Origin of the sequence: Flavobacterium sp. MMLR14_040 (assembly GCF_033657265.1) — a bacterium.
Lineage (GTDB): Bacteria > Bacteroidota > Bacteroidia > Flavobacteriales > Flavobacteriaceae > Flavobacterium.
Genome location: NZ_JAWVWO010000021.1, coordinates 69,932 through 88,518, shown reverse-complemented (window position 1 = coordinate 88,518; position 18,587 = coordinate 69,932). Strand labels below are relative to the sequence as shown.

Annotated in this window: 14 protein-coding genes and 1 pseudogene; 9 read left to right on the top strand and 6 right to left on the bottom strand. The window is 34.3% G+C overall.

What is annotated here, in order from left to right:
• The coding region (locus SD960_RS20320; protein ID WP_318805653.1) for a hypothetical protein at positions 1 to 184 on the top strand (184 nt) is incomplete at its 5' end.
• Here the strand turns inward: SD960_RS20320 and SD960_RS20315 are convergent.
• The 4 genes and pseudogenes from SD960_RS20315 to SD960_RS20300 all read right to left on the bottom strand — a co-directional run bounded on the left by SD960_RS20315 (position 181) and on the right by SD960_RS20300 (position 2,592).
• Positions 181 to 564 carry a transposase gene (locus SD960_RS20315; RefSeq protein ID WP_318805657.1) on the bottom strand — a complete coding sequence of 128 codons (384 nt, stop codon included), beginning with the start codon at positions 562 to 564 and terminating at the stop codon, positions 181 to 183. The two genes, SD960_RS20320 and SD960_RS20315, sit on opposite strands and share 4 nt — an antisense overlap.
• A gap of 139 nt (positions 565 to 703) precedes the next feature.
• Positions 704 to 997 carry a transposase gene (locus SD960_RS20310; protein ID WP_318805651.1) on the bottom strand — a complete coding sequence of 98 codons (294 nt, stop codon included), beginning with the start codon at positions 995 to 997 and terminating at the stop codon, positions 704 to 706.
• Positions 998 to 1,142: 145 nt separating this feature from the next.
• Positions 1,143 to 1,328, bottom strand: a pseudogene (locus tag SD960_RS20305) (transposase); the annotation flags it as partial.
• A 244-nt stretch (positions 1,329 to 1,572) separates the two neighbouring features.
• Positions 1,573 to 2,592 (bottom strand): proline-specific peptidase family protein, encoded by a 1,020-nt coding sequence (locus SD960_RS20300; RefSeq protein ID WP_318805650.1) that lies wholly within the window; start codon positions 2,590 to 2,592, stop codon positions 1,573 to 1,575.
• A gap of 212 nt (positions 2,593 to 2,804) precedes the next feature.
• On the opposite strand from SD960_RS20300, the gene SD960_RS20295 reads away from it, so the two are divergent.
• Together SD960_RS20295 and nagB are read left to right on the top strand one after the other, a co-directional pair.
• Positions 2,805 to 4,904 carry an alpha-L-fucosidase gene (locus SD960_RS20295; RefSeq protein WP_318805648.1) on the top strand — a complete coding sequence of 700 codons (2,100 nt, stop codon included), beginning with the start codon at positions 2,805 to 2,807 and terminating at the stop codon, positions 4,902 to 4,904.
• Positions 4,905 to 5,048: 144 nt separating this feature from the next.
• Positions 5,049 to 6,962 carry a glucosamine-6-phosphate deaminase gene (gene nagB / locus SD960_RS20290; RefSeq protein ID WP_318805647.1) on the top strand — a complete coding sequence of 638 codons (1,914 nt, stop codon included), beginning with the start codon at positions 5,049 to 5,051 and terminating at the stop codon, positions 6,960 to 6,962.
• 327 nt (positions 6,963 to 7,289) lie between these two features.
• Here nagB and SD960_RS20285 read toward each other — a convergent pair whose 3' ends face one another.
• Together SD960_RS20285 and SD960_RS20280 are read right to left on the bottom strand one after the other, a co-directional pair.
• Complete coding sequence (locus tag SD960_RS20285; RefSeq protein ID WP_318805645.1) at positions 7,290 to 8,003, bottom strand: LytTR family DNA-binding domain-containing protein; 714 nt, start codon at positions 8,001 to 8,003, stop codon at positions 7,290 to 7,292.
• Positions 8,004 to 8,070: 67 nt separating this feature from the next.
• Entirely contained in the window at positions 8,071 to 9,129 is a 1,059-nt protein-coding gene (locus tag SD960_RS20280; RefSeq protein ID WP_318805644.1) for a sensor histidine kinase, read from the bottom strand.
• A gap of 121 nt (positions 9,130 to 9,250) precedes the next feature.
• On the opposite strand from SD960_RS20280, the gene SD960_RS20275 reads away from it, so the two are divergent.
• From SD960_RS20275 to SD960_RS20250, 6 genes are all read left to right on the top strand, one after another.
• The gene (locus SD960_RS20275) at positions 9,251 to 11,494 is read left to right on the top strand and encodes a GH92 family glycosyl hydrolase (protein WP_318805643.1); all 2,244 of its coding nucleotides are present in this window, start codon (positions 9,251 to 9,253) and stop codon (positions 11,492 to 11,494) included.
• Positions 11,495 to 11,528: 34 nt separating this feature from the next.
• On the top strand, positions 11,529 to 13,406 hold the full coding sequence (locus SD960_RS20270; RefSeq protein ID WP_318805642.1) for a sodium:solute symporter family protein: 1,878 nt from the start codon (positions 11,529 to 11,531) through the stop codon (positions 13,404 to 13,406).
• Between the two features lie 393 nt (positions 13,407 to 13,799).
• Entirely contained in the window at positions 13,800 to 14,765 is a 966-nt protein-coding gene (locus SD960_RS20265) for a glycoside hydrolase family 130 protein (protein ID WP_318805640.1), read from the top strand.
• A 9-nt stretch (positions 14,766 to 14,774) separates the two neighbouring features.
• On the top strand, positions 14,775 to 15,842 hold the full coding sequence (locus SD960_RS20260) for a carbohydrate-binding family 9-like protein (protein WP_318805639.1): 1,068 nt from the start codon (positions 14,775 to 14,777) through the stop codon (positions 15,840 to 15,842).
• Positions 15,843 to 15,848: 6 nt separating this feature from the next.
• Positions 15,849 to 16,928, top strand: coding sequence for a putative glycoside hydrolase (locus SD960_RS20255; protein ID WP_318805638.1), 1,080 nt, complete (start codon positions 15,849 to 15,851; stop codon positions 16,926 to 16,928).
• A gap of 210 nt (positions 16,929 to 17,138) precedes the next feature.
• The gene (locus tag SD960_RS20250) at positions 17,139 to 18,164 is read left to right on the top strand and encodes a N(4)-(beta-N-acetylglucosaminyl)-L-asparaginase (RefSeq protein ID WP_318805637.1); all 1,026 of its coding nucleotides are present in this window, start codon (positions 17,139 to 17,141) and stop codon (positions 18,162 to 18,164) included.
• Positions 18,165 to 18,587 lie beyond the last annotated feature (423 nt).

Here is an 18,587-nt window from a genome sequence, read left to right as displayed (position 1 = left end):
CAGAGTAGTTAAGCCCGCCTGCGCAGATGGTACTGCAGTTATGTGGGAGAGTATGTCGTCGCCTTTCTTTGAAAAACCCTATCCAAAACGGATAGGGTTTTTTGTTTATAAGAGTTTTTCAGGATCAAGCCGTAAATCTGAGAAGAGGCAAAAATTAGGATCAGGTGCAAAAGTTGGGGATTAGGCAAAAAGATTGGATAATCTGAATAAGAAGAAATCTATATTTCTGACTCCTCTAAATTGCGATCTAAACGCTTTTATTTTTGCATTGAAAGATTCTACTGAAGTATTTGTACTTCTGTTGTTGAAATAGTTTAAGATTGACTGGTAATTAAAAGTTATGGTATTGAGCAGGATATTAAAGTTTTTAAAACCGGATTCCTCTACGTTTCTATACCAATGTGCCAATTTGGTCATGGCAATATGTTTATCATTATTGTTATTGTAAATTCCCCGAAGCTGTTGATTTAGATTGTAAGCTGTTTTTATATCCGGATATAATTCAAATATCAGCTGTGTTCTTTCCTTTTGACTTTCAGTCCATTTTTCACGAGATTTATACAGTAGATACCTGCTTCTGGCCCAGTAACTGTTTTACGGAATCTCCATTGGACAAAAGCTGAGCAATGTATGTTTTGTTTTCTGATTTTGCCTTTAAGATCAACTGATTTTCAAAATCCATGGCTTCCATCGATGTTTGATTCTAATTTCCTGTAATGCCTCCAAAGCTAATTTTTTGAACATGAAATCTGTCGGTAATCTGTATGGCTTTTGGGAAACATTTCTTTGAGATCAATTTCATGGAATTAGCCATGTCGAGGGTTATTTCTTTAACAAGAGACCTCTTTTTGTAGTCAATTTTACAGATGTGCTCTATGACCTGATCGGCTTTGGTTCCGGCAACAATAACTACTAAGGAGTCTTTCTTGTTGGTCACAATAGTATAAAGTTCACCCTGGGATAAAGCCACTTCGTCAATAGATAAATGTGTCCCCATATTTTCAGGGTAAATAATCCATTGGTGCGCATGCTCTCGCGGAGCCCATGTGGTAAAGGAACTCAGATGTTTTTTATATTGTCTTTGAAGTTTTTTGTGGTTGACTCCAAAGAAGCCTCCAATGGTATGGCAATCTGTAGCACTGCTATCGATTAATTTCTTTTAAAAAAGCCGCAAACTCTCGGGTCATACGTGTTCCTTTGGCCATTAAAGTCCAATCTCTTTTAATAATTTCTCCAGTGGTTTTATTAGTCCAGCGGCGTCTTTTGATATGAAAATGGACAAACTTACCACGTAATGGGAAATCCTGAATAGTAATCTCGTCTAAAAACTTTTTGACACTTATCGATCTTTTTTATAAGTATTTCGTTCAATGATAAATCCTTGGTAAGTTATGTGCTTTTGGATATTTGTATACATTCAAACGATAGTGTTTTATAGTCTGTCTGATTACTTAAACCATTAGATTTGTTCTTTTATAAGATTAAAGTAACTAATAATTATAAAAAAAACTCCTAAGTAAGGAGTTTTTGATTGCAACGTTAGCTATATGATTTATCTTTTAAACTTTTAAATTAAAATTTATTATTATCTACATCATTTATAAATTGAATAACGCCACTCATAAAAACTTTTTGATCATCCCACATTGCTAAATGACTTCCATTTGGACAATATAAGTAATGTCCATTTTGGACTAGTTTACTTTGTTCTTCCATTGCTTTTGGATCCATAGTATCATATTTTGCACCTATCATTAAGGTCGGAATTGTAAGTTCATGGAGACGATTTTTAATATCCCATTTCGCTAAACGACCACTAATTCCGAATTCGCTCGGTCCTTGCATTAAGGTGTAGATTTCTCCATTTACATGTTTACTTGCTCTGTTTAAACCGTCCGGCCATTCTTTTAAACGGCATAAATGCTCTTTATAGAAATTTGGAATCAGTAATTCCATATAACGAGGATTATTGAAATCTTTTTTGGCTTCTAAAGCTCTTATTTCTGCTAATATCTCGGGTTTCATTTGTTTTGCTAATACTTCATCCGCATATTTTCCGTATTCTGGCGCACTGGCAACCATATTTGCAACTAATAAAGCTTTTAGATTTTTCTGATATTTTAAAGCATATTCCATAGCTAGAATCCCTCCCCATGAATTTCCTAATACATAAAAATTGTCTTTATCTGCACCAATTGCTTTTCGAACCTGTTCAACTTCTTCGACGAAACGCTCTGTTGTCCATAAACTACTGTCTTTTGGTTGATCACTATAATAAGATCCTAGTTGATCATATTCATAAAACTCAAAACCTTCACGTTGAAAAAAAGTTTCGAAACACTCCATATATTCGTGTGTCATGGCTGGACCACCATGTAATAATAAAATTTTTATTTTTGGATTTTTTCCAAAACGCTTTGTCCAAACTTTAAATTCCCCAACTGGTGTTTTAATTGGAATCATTTTTACTCCGGCTGATTCGACGGCGGTATTTTGATCATAGGTAAAATAATCTGAAAGTGTTTGTGATTTATTTTCATTTTTACATGAAATAAATAGAGCAACGAATGCTAGGAGGATGATTGGACGCATATTTGTAATTAAATTATTAGTTTCTGGTGGATTTATTTACATCTAAAATACAAATTTTAATTACACTTTAATATTTATGTTTACGAAGAAAAAAAATGTCCCAATACTCTTTTAAAAACGTCATTGGTCGAAATACTATACAATCAAATACTCATTTACATTAAATTTATATTTTTAATTAGCTAACCACCAAAAATTTAATTGCAATCGTAATGAAAAACCATTTTCTTTTACTGAGTTTTTTTTGTTTACTATCATCATCTGTTAATAGTCAGGAATTAGTAAAATCTCCTGAACCTTTTGGGCCACTTCCAACGCAAAAGCAGCTTGACTGGCATGAAATGGAGTTTTATGCTTTCGTGCACTTTTCATTAAATACCTTTACCAATAAAGAGTGGGGCTATGGTGATGAATCTCCGCAACTATTTAATCCAACAAATTTAGATGTTCGTCAATGGGCTCGTGTAGTGAAAGCTGCCGGAATGAAAGGAATTATTTTAGTTGCAAAACACCACGACGGATTTTGTTTATGGCCATCAGCTTATACAGAACGTTCGGTTAAAAATTCGCCTTGGGAAAACGGAAAAGGGGATCTTATAAAGGACTTAACGGCCGCCTGCAAAGAATATGATTTAAAATTAGGTTTATATCTTTCACCTTGGGATAGAAATCATCCGGAATATGGAAAACCAGAATATATTACTTACTTCAGAAATCAGTTAAAAGAAATATTAACTAATTACGGTGATGTTTTTGAGATGTGGTTTGATGGTGCTAACGGCGGCGATGGATATTATGGTGGAGCAAACGAAACAAGAAAAATAAATACGCTTGAATATTATAATTGGGACGAAACTTATAAAATGATTTATGGATTAGCTCCAAAAACATTAGTTTGGGGAGTTGGACCTGCAGAAGCAAGATGGATTGGAAATGAGGAAGGGCGAGCAGGAAAAACAAATTGGTCGCTTTTACGTCAGACGGATGAATTGGCTGGTAAAGTACATTACACTGAATTTATGTCAGGACATGAAGATGGTGAAAAATGGGTTCCAGGTGAAGCCGATGTATCTATAAGACCAGGATGGTTTTATCATAGTGTTGAAGATGACAAAGTGCGACCTTTAGATGAAATGGTGGATATTTATTATGAATCAATTGGCCGAAATGCTACTTTACTATTGAATCTTCCTGTAGACAGAAGGGGTTTGGTTCATGAAAATGATGAAGCAAGATTGAAAGAATTAGTCGCCACTATAAAAGAAGATTTTAAAACAGAATTATTAGCCGGAAGTAAAATTACTGCGGATAATATTAGAGGAAATAGTAACGAATTTGCTGCCCAAAATGTTAGTGACGGAAATAAAAATACTTATTGGGCAACAGCTGATAATGCAAAGACAGCATCAATTACATTTGAGTTTGATAAACCGACAGCTATTGATCGTATTCTGCTTCAGGAATATATAAAATTAGGACAACGTGTAAAAGCTTTTACTGTTGAAGCCAAAGTTAACGGAGATTGGAAAACGGTCGCAACTGAAACAACCATAGGATATAAAAGAATTTTAAGAATCGACAGAGTTATTGCATCAGCATTAAGAGTCAATATTACAGATTCGAAAGCAAGTATTGTGATTTCAAATATTCAGGCTTTTAATGCACCTACTTTTGTGCGAATGCCGGAAATTCAACGTGATAAAAACGGAAATGTTACTATAAAAACGGAGGAAGGAAATAGTATTTATTATACTGTTGACGGAAGTAATCCAACAACAAAAAGGACATTATATAAAGGTATATTTAAATACAATAAAGCCGTTCAGATAAAAGCGGTTTCATTCAATAAAGAAGAAAAAATATATAGCGCTGTTAAAACAGCAAAGTATGGGATTTCGAAAGAAAAATGGAAAATCGTAGCTATTTCGAGTGGAGATTTAAATTCGGCTATCAAGATAATAGATGGAAACCCAAATACGGATTGGGGATTTGGAAATGAAACCAATAAACTTCCGCAAGAAGTAGCAATTGATATGGGAGGGATTCTTAAAATTGCTGGTTTTACTTATGTTCCGCAGCAAGTTGGTAATAATCTTAATTTGATTTCAAAATATGAATTCTATACAAGTTTGGATAACTTAAAGTGGACATTGCAATCTGAAGGTGAGTTTTCTAACATTAAAAACAATCCAATAGAACAAATAAAAACATTTGCCGAAACAAAAGCAAGATACCTTCGTTTTGTTGCGAAATCTGCTGAAGGAAAAGGACAAACAGTTTCTATCAGCGAAATAAATGTTGTAGAAAAATAAAATATGTCATCATAATTAGAACTGAAAAATTTTAAAGTTTCCAATTATGTCTTTTACCGAAGCTAACGGGTCATTAGTCGAATTTTTAATTTTATCGGCAGAGTAATTCTTAATTTTATACTATAAATTAAATGAAACAGGCAAATGATTAAAGAAGGCATAAATTTTAAAGAAGCTGGAAAATTCGAAGAAACTCGTTTTGAGAAGATTCATAACGTGATTTTCGAATCATCAAAAGAGGCTTCAATATTAGTTGCTCAGGAAATAGCAAATATAATTCAGAGAAAAGAAGAATTAGACGAACCTTGCGTTTTAGGATTAGCAACCGGATCTTCGCCAGTAAAAGTTTACGAAGAATTAGTTCGCTTACATAAAGAGGAGAGTTTGAGTTTTTCAAATGTAGTGACCTTTAATCTGGACGAATATTATCCAATGGATAAAAATAATATTCAGAGTTACTATCACTTTATGCATGAGCATCTTTTTAATCATGTTGATATTCATCCGGAAAATATTAATATTCCGGACGGTAAAATAAGTAATGAAGATTTACAACAATATTGTATCGATTATGAAATGAAAATTAAAGCCTACGGAGGTTTAGATTTTCAACTTTTAGGAATTGGAAGAACAGGTCATATTGGTTTTAACGAACCAGGATCTCACGTTAATTCAGGAACGAGAAGTATTACATTGGATCATTTGACCCGTACAGACGCTGCATCATCCTTTTTAGGTATAGACAATGTGCCTAGAAAAGCAATTACAATGGGAATTGGTACTGTAAAAAATGCCAAAAGAATTGTACTTCTTGGATGGGGAATCAGCAAAGCTGAAATCATTAAAAAAACAATTGAAGGAAATATTTCTTCGCAAGTACCGGCAACGTATTTACAACAGCACAACAACACAACTTTTGTTTTAGATACCGAAGCTTCATCAGAATTAACACGTGTAAAAACACCTTGGTTGGTAAAATCAGTGATTTGGGACGAAGAGTTAAAACTGAAAGCTGTAGCCTGGTTAAGTGAATTGACTAAAAAACCTTTCCTGAAATTAACAGACAAAGATTATAACGATAATGGTATGTCTAGTGTGTTGACGGAAGAAGGAACTGCGTATGATTTGAACATTAAAATGTTTAATAAAATGCAGCAGACTATTACGGGATGGCCAGGTGGAAAACCAAATGCCGATGATACTTACAGACCGGAACGTGCAACGCCGGAAAGAAAAAGAATCATCATTTTTAGTCCGCATCCTGATGACGATGTTATCTCAATGGGAGGAACTTTTGACAGATTGGTAGAGCAGGGGCACGATGTGCACATTGCATATCAGACTTCAGGAAATATTGCAGTTTCAAACGAAGAAGCTTTAAAATTTGCTGAGATTTCGCTGTCATTAAATCCGAACTCTTCTGAATCTGAAAAGATCATTAACTTTTTGAAAACCAAGAAACACAATGATATTGATTCTTTAGAAGTTCGAAAATTAAAAGGAAGAATTAGAAGAAGCGAGTCTTTGGCCGCTACAAGATATTTAGGTTTACCGGATACTAATGTTAACTTTTTAGATTTACCATTTTATGAAACTGGAACAGTTAAGAAAAATAACCTTGGAGAGGCTGATATTCAAATTATGTGTGATATTATCGAAAGGATAAAACCACATCAAATTTATGCAGCAGGAGATTTAGCAGACCCACATGGAACCCATAAAGTTTGTTTAGATAGTTTGTTTGAAGCTTTAAAAAGATTAAAGCACAAAAAATTTATGGACGAATGCTGGGTCTGGTTATACAGAGGAGCGTGGCATGAATGGGAATCATACCAAATCGAGATGGCGGTTCCGATGAGCCCTGATCAGGTTCTTAAAAAACGTCATGCCATTTTCTATCACCAATCTCAAAAAGACGGAGTTATGTTTCAGGGTGATGATAGCAGAGAATTCTGGGTAAGGGTTGAAGACAGAAACAGATTAACAGCAGAAAAATATCATGCTTTAGGTTTGGCAGATTATTCAGCTATTGAAGCGTTCAAAAGATATTATTTTTAGTTAATTTTTTTACAATACAATAAATTATTTTTTAAATGGTTTATTTTGGTTAGTTACCTGTATGAAGATGCGGCCTTTTGGCCGCATTTTTTTTTGTTTTTTTGTGAGTTTTACCTCAAAGAGCGCAAAGGTTTTTTGCTTTGTTTTGTCATTTCAAGGCACGAGAAATCTTCGCAAGTAGCTCGACAAAGAAAGAATTTTGGAACGGAGTTTCTTGTGGAGATTTCTCGTGCCTCGAAATGACAAACTAGAAGTTAAACAAAAAAAGACCTTCGTCAAAGTTTCAAACTTAAACAAAGGTCTTCTCATAATAATTAAGTATTTTTTCTAAATCGAAGAATTCAAAATTCTCTGTTTTACATGATCGATATATGATCTTCCAATTACATATCTAAGTCCTTCAATTTCAATGCTATTTCCTTCAACAGCGTCGATTTTATCAATGGCTATGGTGTAAGATCTGTGTATTCTTAAAAAATTTCTTTCAGGCAATAAATCTGTAAAATCAGATAATGTACTGTGTATAATATATTTTCCTGTCAGGGTATTTATTTTCAAATAATCTTTTAAACTTTCGATCACTAAGATTTCATTAAAAAAGATTTTCTTCATTCTCTTCTTATCAATCTTAACAAAAATAAAAGGGCTTTCAGGGCTGCTTTCCTGAGGAAGACTACTATTAGTGTTTAGTCTTTTGCTAATCTTGTTTAGCGTTTTCATTAACCTTGGAAATTCTATAGGTTTTACTAAATAATCCAAAACGTCCAATTCGTAAGTTTCTATTGCAAACTGACTGTAAGCGCTTGTTATGACAAGTATTGGCGGATTATCCAGACTTTTTATAAAATTTATACCATCAAGGACCGGCATGTTAATATCCAGAAAAATCACATCAACTTTGTTGTTTTTTAAAAAATTCAGACCTTCTATCGGATTACTAAAAGTATTTATAACCTCAAAATTTTCAATAGGCTCCAAATAGTTTTTGATAACATTAATCGCTAATGGCTCATCATCTATGATCAAACAGTTTATTTTCATTTTCGATTATTTTTGTGAGAGAAATAATTTTAGTAAGTATAGTTGGTAAAAAAAATGCTAATACTTGCTAAGAGACCTTGATTACAAGCTTTACGACAAAAATATCCTTTTTATTTTTAAATGAAAGCTTATAGTCGTTTTTATTATAACCTAATTCGAGTCTTTTTTTGACATTCTCTAAACCTATACCACTAGACTTGTTAAAATTGTCCTTATGTTGCGTAATTTCGGGCATAGGGTTACTAATAGTGAAATGCAGAAAATCTCCTTTTACCTTGAATTTGATATCAATTAGTACTTTTCCTGTGTTTTTATTAACGCCATGTTTGAATGCATTTTCCAGAAACGTCAATAATATAATAGGACTAATTTCTTTGTCATGAATGTCTCCGGAAATTTCCATATTTACTTCCAGGCGATCATCGTTTCTGATTCTTTCTAAATCCAGATAATTTTGAATGCATAGTATTTCGTTTTCCAAACTTTGTCTCGTGCTTTTTGTGTCATACAACATATAGCGCATTAACTCAGATAGTTTAAGAACGATTTTTGGCGTTTTGTTTGATTTTTCTACAGATAAAGAATAAATATTATTAAGCGTATTAAAGAAAAAATGCGGAGAAATTTGAGATTTCAAAAAAAGCAATTCGGTTTCTAACTGAGATTTTTCAAGATCTGTAACTCTTTTTTGTTCTTTCAAAAAGTCGAAAGTAATCTTAATTGCCGTTACAAAAGTCATCACATAAAGTTCACCCATCATCATATCAATAGTATAATTGAGTGTCAATTTATCTATTGTTTCAGGACCTTCGGGCCAAACTTCGTGAGTTATTAATAAATAGGTAAGATTGAATTTTAAAACTACCATTATAAAAATAGCGCATAAAATAGAAATAACATACTGCAGGTATTTCTTTTTATAAACCAAGTTAGGCATCAAAACCAGAATATTCAAATAACATAACGCCATATGAATAGGAAATCCCAACAAATTTGTTTTGAATGAATAGCCATAATCATTAAAATAACTTCCCCATCTAAAAGTATTAAATATGAAATAAGTTAACCAAAATATAATGTGATACTGCAATTGAATGCGGTATAACCTGTTTGAATTTAAAATCATAATAATGTGACGTTTTGTGACTTTTTTTGATGTTTATCTAAGTTTATACGTCATCCGTCTAAATTAGTTTTGGTAAAAGTCGTATTTGTTTAAATTTAAAGTTAAATTAAGATTGTTTTATATGAAGAAATTTACTCTGCTTGTTTTGTTCGTCATTTTGGTTACAAGTTGCAAAATAAATGTAAACAAAAATAACCAACAAGATAATTTTTTTACTAATCACGTAAATCCTTTTATCGGTACAGGCGGTCACGGACATACTTATCCGGGTGCAACTGTTCCGTTTGGAATGCTTCAGGTAAGTCCTGACAATGGTATTTCGAGCTGGGATTGGTGTTCAGGGTATCATTATTCAGATTCTATTGTTTCCGGTTTCAGTCATTTACACTTAAGCGGAACTGGAATAGGGGATTTGGCAGACATTTTATTTATGCCAACAAATAAAAAACTGGATTTAACTACAAAAACAACTTCACGAGATCAATTACCTTATAAATCAAAATACAGTCATGTTAACGAAAAAGCAACACCGGGCTCTTACCAGGTTTTTCTTGAAGATCCTAAAATCAATGTAGAATTAACTTCTTCACAACGCACCGCATTCCATAAATATACCTTTGCCAAAAACGACAAACAATCTGTTGTAATCGATTTTGGTTTTGCAATTAATTGGGATAAAGCATTAAAAACTTCCATAACAGTTGAAGATCAATTTACAATAAGTGGTTATCGATATAGTATGGGCTGGGCAAAAAATCAAAAAGTATTTTTTGTTGCAAAATTTTCAAAACCTATCACGGAATCTGTTTTATTAGCTAATAGACAAATAGTTACAGGTAAATCAGCAGAAGGAGAAAACTCATCAGCACAATTATTTTTTGACGCCAAAAATGATCAGGAACTATTTGTAAAAGTAGCCTTATCATCTGTAAGCGTGGCTAATGCCAAAGATAATCTGGATGATGAAAGTTCTAATTTCGAAAAAACAAAAACAAACGCAGCCAATACCTGGAATGCTGCTTTAAATAAAATAGAAGTCGAAACGCCGGTCGACTCATTAAAAACCATCTTTTATACCGCGATGTTCCACACCCAAGTTGCCCCTGTAGCCTATAGTGATAAAAACGGTCAATTTAGAAGAGAGGATGATCAAATTGTTACAGCAAAAGATTATACCGCTTATTCGACCTTATCACTATGGGATACTTTTAGAGCCGAAAATCCTTTATTGACTTTATTGGCTCCAAAGCAAACATCAGACATTGTAAACTCAATGTTAGCGTATTACGATACTAAAAAAATATTACCGGTTTGGACACTCTACGCCAACGAAACAAATACAATGACAGGATATCATTCCATTCCGGTAATTGTTGACGCATACCAAAAAGGCATTAAAGGTTTTGATGCCGAAAAAGCCTACCAGGCCATGAAAGCCACCATGATGCAGGACGAACGCGGACTGAATTTCTACAAAAAATACGGCTACATTCCTTATAATTTACTTGACGAATCTGTTACCATCACTTTAGAATATGCTTATGATGACTGGTGTGTGGCGCAAATGGCAAAAGCTTTAGGTAAAACCGAAGATTATCAATTTTTCTTAAACCGTTCAAAAGCCTATCAATATTTATTTGATCCGAAAACCGGATTTATGAGAGGAAAATCGGAAGACGGAAAATCATGGAACGAACCTTTCGATCCAAAACATTCAAATCATAGAGAACACACAGATTATACCGAAGGAAATGCGTGGCAGCACAGTTGGTTTGTGCCTCATAATGTAGACGATTTTATTGCGCTTCATGGAAGTAATGAAGTGTTTACAAAAAGATTGGAACAGCTTTTTACAGAAAGTTCAGAAATCACAGGAAGCAATGTTTCTGCAGATATTTCAGGATTAATTGGTCAGTATGCACACGGAAACGAGCCAAGCCACCACATTGCTTATATGTTTAATCATGCCAATCAGCCGTGGAGAACACAATATTGGGTGCGTCATATTTTAGACACTCAATACAACACAACACCAAACGGTTTGAGCGGAAACGAAGATTGCGGACAAATGTCGGCGTGGTATGTTTTCAGTTCAATGGGATTATATCCAATGAATCCTGCTTCTGGCGAATACGAAATTGGAAGTCCGATTTTCGAAAAAGCAAAAATCAATCTCGAAGGAGGAAAATCTTTTGTAATCGAAGCAGAAAATGTTTCAGACAAAAACTTTTATATACAATCGGCAACGCTTAACGGTATTCCATTCAATAAAACAGTCATCACCCATCAACAAATACTACAAGGCGGAATTTTGCATTTTGTAATGGGAGCTGAACCCAATAAAAACTGGGGAACAAAAAAATAAAACCACGTAACTAACTAAAAAATAAACAAAATTAATGGACATTATTGACGTATCAATCATCGTAGCTTATATCCTGCTCTCCGTGGGAATAGGAATTTGGATTTCAAGAAAAGCATCAAAAGGTTTAGATGATTATTTCCTTGGCGGGAAAACAATTAAATGGTATTTCCTTGGTTTGAGCAACGGATCTGGAATGTTTGATGTTTCAGGAACTTCCTGGATGATTGGCGTACTGTTTTTATATGGCGTAAAAAGTTTTATGTTTATGTGGCTGTGGCCGATATGGAATCAGATTTTTGTGATGATGTTCCTCGCCGTATGGATCAGAAGATCAAAAGTAATGACAGGTTCTGAATGGATTTTAACCCGTTTTGGAAGCGACAGAGCTGGAAAAGCATCTCATATTATTGTTGCGATTTTTGCCATTATTTCCACAATTGGTTTCATCGCTTACTTTTTTGAAGGAATTGGAAAATTTGTAACCATTATTCTTCCTTGGGATTTAACGCTTCATTATGGCGATTTAATTCTTCTGACTTCAGAAAGATCTTATGCTTTAATAATCATTTTATTAACTACAATTTACACTGTAAAAGGCGGAATGTTTTCTGTAGTGGCTACAGAAGTTGTACAATATTTAATTATGATTGTTGCCGGAGTTTTAATCGCCGGTTACGCTTTTATCAATTATTCAGATTTACAAATTAATTCTGTTATTACAGAAGAGTGGAAAAATGTTTTCTTCGGATGGCAGTTTGAGACCCAATGGAGTGATAAATTTCAAACCTTTAATAATTTAATTGATTCTGAAGGATATAAAATGTTTGGAGCTTTCATTGGAATGACATTGTTCAAAGGATTTTTTGCAAGTGTTGCAGGACCAACTCCAAGTTACGATTTACAAAGAATTCTTTCTACAAAATCTGTAAAAGAAGCCGCTTATATGAGTGGTTTTACAAATCTTATTTTATTCATTCCTAGATATTTATTAATTACTGGAATCGTAGTAATTGCATTGGTAAACCTTGCGCCGGAATTAAATGCCAACACTGGTTTAACAGGAGCTGATTTAGAATTATTAATGCCAAAAGTGGTTAATCTATACATTCCAGTTGGAATAAAAGGAATTCTTCTTGCTGGTTTATTAGCTGCATTTATGTCTGGATTCTCTGCTTTTGTAAATGCAGGCCCGGCTTATATCGTAAATGATATTTATAAAAAATACTTCAAACCCGTTGCTACAAACGCACATTATATTAAGGTAAGTCAGATTTCATCTTTCCTTGTTGTTGGTTTAGGGGTTTTCATGGGATTTTTCGCAGATTCTATTAATTCATTAACGCTTTGGATTACAAGTGCCTTATATGGAGGTTATGTCGCAGCCAATTTCTTAAAATGGATTTGGTGGAGATTTAACGGCTGGGGTTATTTCTGGGGAATGTTCGCCGGATTAGTTGTAGCGTCTTTACAATTTGCTTTAGGTCAGGCGAAAGGAAGTTTATCCGAAGGTTCATTCTTATACGATTTAGCGCAAGTACAGGCTATTTATTTATTTCCAATAATATTCGGTTTCTCTATTTTAGGATGTCTTTTAGGAACTTTATTAAGCAAACCAACAGATATGGAAGTTTTAAGATCTTTCTACAAAAACGTAAGACCTTGGGGTTTCTGGAATCCCGTTTATAAAACATTAAAAGCAGAAGATCAGGCTTTCGAAAAAAATAATGATTTCTGGACAGATATGATGAATTGCGCCATCGGAATTGTATGGCAATCGAGCATGATTTTGCTTCCGATATTTTTCATCATCAGAGACTATCCAAAAGCAATTACAGCATTAGTAGTGTTTTTAGTGACGACTACAATTTTGAAATTTACATGGTTAGATAAAGTTCGCAGGATAGAAGATTAATTAGATAATTAGTCAATTAGATAATTAAAACATAGAACATTAAAAGAACTGGGACAATTTTAAACGCCCGGTTTGTCATTTCGACGGAGGAGAAATCACACACGTAACTCGACAAAGATTGGCGATTTGCAATGCGGAGTTTCTAGTGTGATTTCTCCTCCGTCGAAATGACAAAAATGCGCACAATAATAGTGAGTACAAAAAAAAATAAACACATAGAAACATAGATTTCAAATGCGTTTAAAAAAAAAGGAATACAAAAAGAAACAAGTTTCTAACACATAGCTATGTGAATTTAAACAAGTGAAACGCCTTTTTATGCGGTTACAAAAACTATGTTCCTATGTGTTTAAAAAGAATGACAAAGATTAAACAAACAAAAAACAAACTATAATGAGTACAATTCCTTGGCAAGACAGACCCGAAAACAGTAACGATGTAATGTGGAGATATTCTGAAAATCCAATTATTGACAGATACGCAATTCCATCATCAAATAGTATTTTTAATAGTGCGGTTGTACCTTTTGGAGACGGATTTGCAGGTGTTTTCAGATGCGATAACAAAGCGGTTCAAATGAATATTTTTGCCGGATTTAGTAAAAACGGAATCGATTGGGACATTAATCACGAACCAATTGTAATGCAGTCTGGTAATACAGAAATGATCGAATCGGCTTATAAATATGACCCTCGTGTGGTTTGGATTGAAGATCGTTACTGGATTACATGGTGTAATGGTTACAACGGACCAACAATTGGTATTGGTTACACTTTTGACTTCAAAGAATTTTTTCAGTGCGAAAATGCCTTTTTACCCTTCAACAGAAATGGGGTTTTATTTCCACAAAAAATAAACGGAAAATACGCCATGTTAAGCCGTCCAAGTGATAACGGACACACACCTTTTGGAGATATCTGGATCAGTTATAGTCCTGATATGAAATATTGGGGAGAACACCGTTTGGTGATGAAGCCATCTCCGTTTGAGCAAAGTGCATGGCAATGTACCAAAGTAGGAGCGGGGCCAATTCCAATTCTTACCGAAGATGGCTGGTTGATGTTATACCACGGCGTTATCAATACCTGCAACGGTTTCCGTTATGCAATGGGAGCAGCACTTTTAGAAGAAAATGCGCCAGATCATGTAAAATACAGAACACAGCCTTACTTATTAGGGCCAGCAGAAATTTACGAACAAGTTGGAGACGTAGGAAATGTAGTTTTCCCATGTGCCGCTTTGCATAACATCGAAGAAGATAAATTAGCCGTATATTATGGTGCAGCAGATACTGTTGTAGCAATGGCATTTGGTAAATTAAGCGAAGTAATTCAGTTTACAAAAGATAATAGTTTATAAAAAATAAGCATGCGTTTACAATTAAAATGGTTAATAGTTGTTTTAGGTTTTGTTTCGATAATGGGGTATTCTCAATCGAAAAACAAAGTAGTGCCTAAAACTTATGTGGCCGCAAAAACTTCATCTCCAGTCGTAATAGACGGAGATGAATCAGATGTTTCCTGGAATAAAGTAGATTGGACAGATCTTTTTGAAGATATAGAAAACGGCATAAAGCCAAAATACGGAACAAAAGTTAAAATGCTCTGGGATGAAACCAATTTTTATATATTAGCAAAGCTTGATGAGCCACATGTTTGGGCAAATTTAAAACAACGCGACACCATTATTTTTTACAACAACGATTTTGAAGTTTTCATTGATCCCGATAGCGACACTTTTAACTATTATGAATTAGAAATTAATGCTTTAAATACAGCTTGGGACCTGTTTCTGTCAAAACCATATAGAGAAAATGATAACGTAGTATTAAATGACTGGAATATTCCGGGCCTGAAATCAGCGGTAAAAATCAACGGAACGCTTAATAATCCAAACGATACAGATCAAGGTTGGGTATTAGAAATGGCAATTCCCTGGGCATCTTATAGAAAATCCTATAACGAACAAAATGTGCCGGAAGATAAATTTTGGAGAGTCAATTTTTCGCGAGTTAATTGGCAACATACCATAAGAGATGGAAGTTACGAAAGAAAGAAAGATGCCGAAGGAAAATTTTTACCCGAGTACAATTGGGTTTGGTCACCAATGGGCGTGATCAATATGCATGAGCCAGAAAAATGGGGTTATGTTTATTTTTCTTCGAAAGAAGGAAAAGAGACCTTCACAATTCCGCAGGAAGAAAAAGTGAGATGGGAATTATACAGTTTATTCAGAGCTCAAAAAGAATATTATCAGAAAAACAAAACCTGGGCAAAATCAATACAAAATCTTACTAAAGAACCAATTACGGTCGACGGTAAAATTTTAAAACCGGTATTAGAAAATCACGCCTCAGGATATAATATTTCAGTAAAAAGCCCTTTTTCTAATCAAATACTGATTATAAGAGAAGATGGCAAAATAATATCAAAATAACCAACTATGAAACTACCAAAACTATTACTTCTTTTACTGGCAATGAGTCTTTTCTCATGTGTTCAAAAAGAAGAACCAACCACTTTTAAATTTGGAGTATGGACAACTGCTGATACTAAAAAATCAGATGCAGACTATACCAAAGAATTTAAAAAATATAAAGATGGCGGAATCGACGAAGTATTAATCAATACATCAACAGACCCGAAACTCTTAAAAAGGTTAGTGCCTCTCGCTACAAAAGAAGGTTTAAAAGTGCATGCCTGGATTATGGCCATGAACAGACCCGGAGATTCCATTGCATTGCAGCACCCAGACTGGTATCAGGTTAGTAAAGAAGGAAAATCTTGTTTTGATAATCGCCCTTATGTCGATTATTACCAATGGTTATGTCCAACCAGACAAGAATCAAGAAATCACGTTTTAAATTTGGTAGAAGAATTAGCAAAAGTAGAAGGAATAGAAAGCGTTCACTTAGATTATATCCGTTTTCCGGACATCTTTTTACCAATAAGTTTATTGCCAAAATACAACTTAGTTCAGGACGAAGAATTACCTCAATTCGACTTTTGTTATTGTGACGAATGTATCAAAGCATTCGAAAAAATCCATCATAAAAATCCAAAAACAAGCCATAACACTTCTATTGATATGGAGTGGAAAAACTTCAGATTGAATGCTATAAAAGCGGTTGTTGATGATGCATATAAAATTGCCCACAAACATAATAAACAATTAACCGCAGCCGTATTTCCTTATCCTGAAATGGCAGATCATATGGTGCGTCAGCGTTGGGACAAATGGAATATTGACGAAGTTTATCCAATGATTTACCATTGTTTTTATAACGAAGAAATTGACTGGGTTGGATACGCAACAAAACAAGGCGTAGCAGATTTAGAAGATAAAAAAACAAAAATCAATACAGGAATTTATATTCCGGGTTTAAAATCAGATAAAGAATTAAAAGAAGCAATTTTATTGGCGAAAGATAATGGAGCCACAGGAGTTTCGTTTTTTGACGGAAATGCTTTAACAGCCAGTAATTTAAAAACCATCAAAGAAACAAAAGACGGTTTAAAATAAGAATTAGAACATTGTTTAACATATAGAAACATAGATTTAAATTAAAAGTCATTTTTGTAAATCCTATTTTTTTTCGCATACAACTATGAGATTTATTCTAAGTAAAAGGACTTTTTTATATATTGAAACTATGTTTCTATATGTTAAAAACAAATTGGAAAGAATTCAATAAAATAAACAACACAGGGATTTCAACTAAAAAATAAGCACATGTCAAATAGAAGAGATTTTATCAAAAAAACAACCTTAGGTACGTTGGCCGTAAGTTCAGTTTTAGGCTATAGCGGATTTGCCAATAGCAAGGAAGATGAAAAAAAGGAAGTAGAAAATCCTTTGAAAAAGACAAAAAAGCCAGTTGTAATTTCAACTTGGAATCACGGTTTGCCTGCTAATCAGGAAACCTGGAAAGAATTAAAAGCTGGAAAATCAGCCTTAGATGCGCTCGAAGCCGGTTTGAAAATTCCTGAAGCAGATCCGAATATCCGCAGTGTTGGTTATGGAGGATATCCGGATCGCGAAGGAAAAGTGACATTAGATGCCTGCATTATGGACCATAACAGTAATTGTGGTTCAGTATGTTTTCTACAGGGAATTATGCATCCTATTTCGGTAGCAAAAAGAGTGTTGCAAAATACACCTCACGTTATGCTGGCCGGACAAGGTGCCTTACAATTTGCCTTGTCGGAAGGATTTAAAGTAGAAAATTTGTTAACTCCAGAATCTGAAAAAGACTGGAAAAAATGGCTGGAAGATTCAAAATACAAACCCGTGATTAATATCGAAAATCACGATACGATAAGCATGCTAATGTTAGATCAAGATGGAAATCTTGCCGGAGGCTGTACAACAAGTGGCGCCGCCTGGAAAATGCACGGACGCGTTGGTGACTCCCCAATAATCGGCGCGGGTCTTTTTCTGGATAATGAAGTCGGCGCCGCTGCGGCAACTGGTTTAGGTGAAGCCGTTATTAGGACTGCAGGAAGTGCAATGGTTGTAGAATTGATGCGTCAGGGAAAATCTCCTTTTGACGCCTGTAAAGAAATTACAGAACGTATTTACAACAAGCATAAAAACCACAAAGACATGGAATATCTTCAGGTTGGTTTTATTGCTTTAAATAAAAATGGAGAACACGCGGGTTACAGTTTAAGATCTGGGTTTAACTACGCCGTTTCTGACGACGAAAACGGGCACAGAATGGAAGATGCAAAATTTAAAATGTCGTGGGATAAATAGTATTGATGTATTGCACACGGATGACGCGGATTAAACAGATAAAAACAGATTTTTTTGTTGCGCCTTTTACCGTCATTTTTGTCATTTCGAGGAACGAGAAATCTTCGTAAGTAGCTCGACAATTTAGGAAAATATTTTGAGGTCCTTCGACTTCGCTCAGGATGATATAAATGACAAAGCAGACGAAAATATTTTTATGAAAATGATTGCCCTAGCCCCGATAGAAGTGGAAATCCTTTTGTGGCGGGGTTCGCCACAAAAGATTGGAACGGATAGCGGGATTAGCTCCTGAAAAAAGATTTTTATCATAGAAATTGAAATGATAAGCCTTAAGCAAAATAGAATTGCGTAAAAATTTTAACCACATAGAAACATAGATTTTACAACTCTCATAAGATTAAAATAAAAGCCCCACACCTTTTC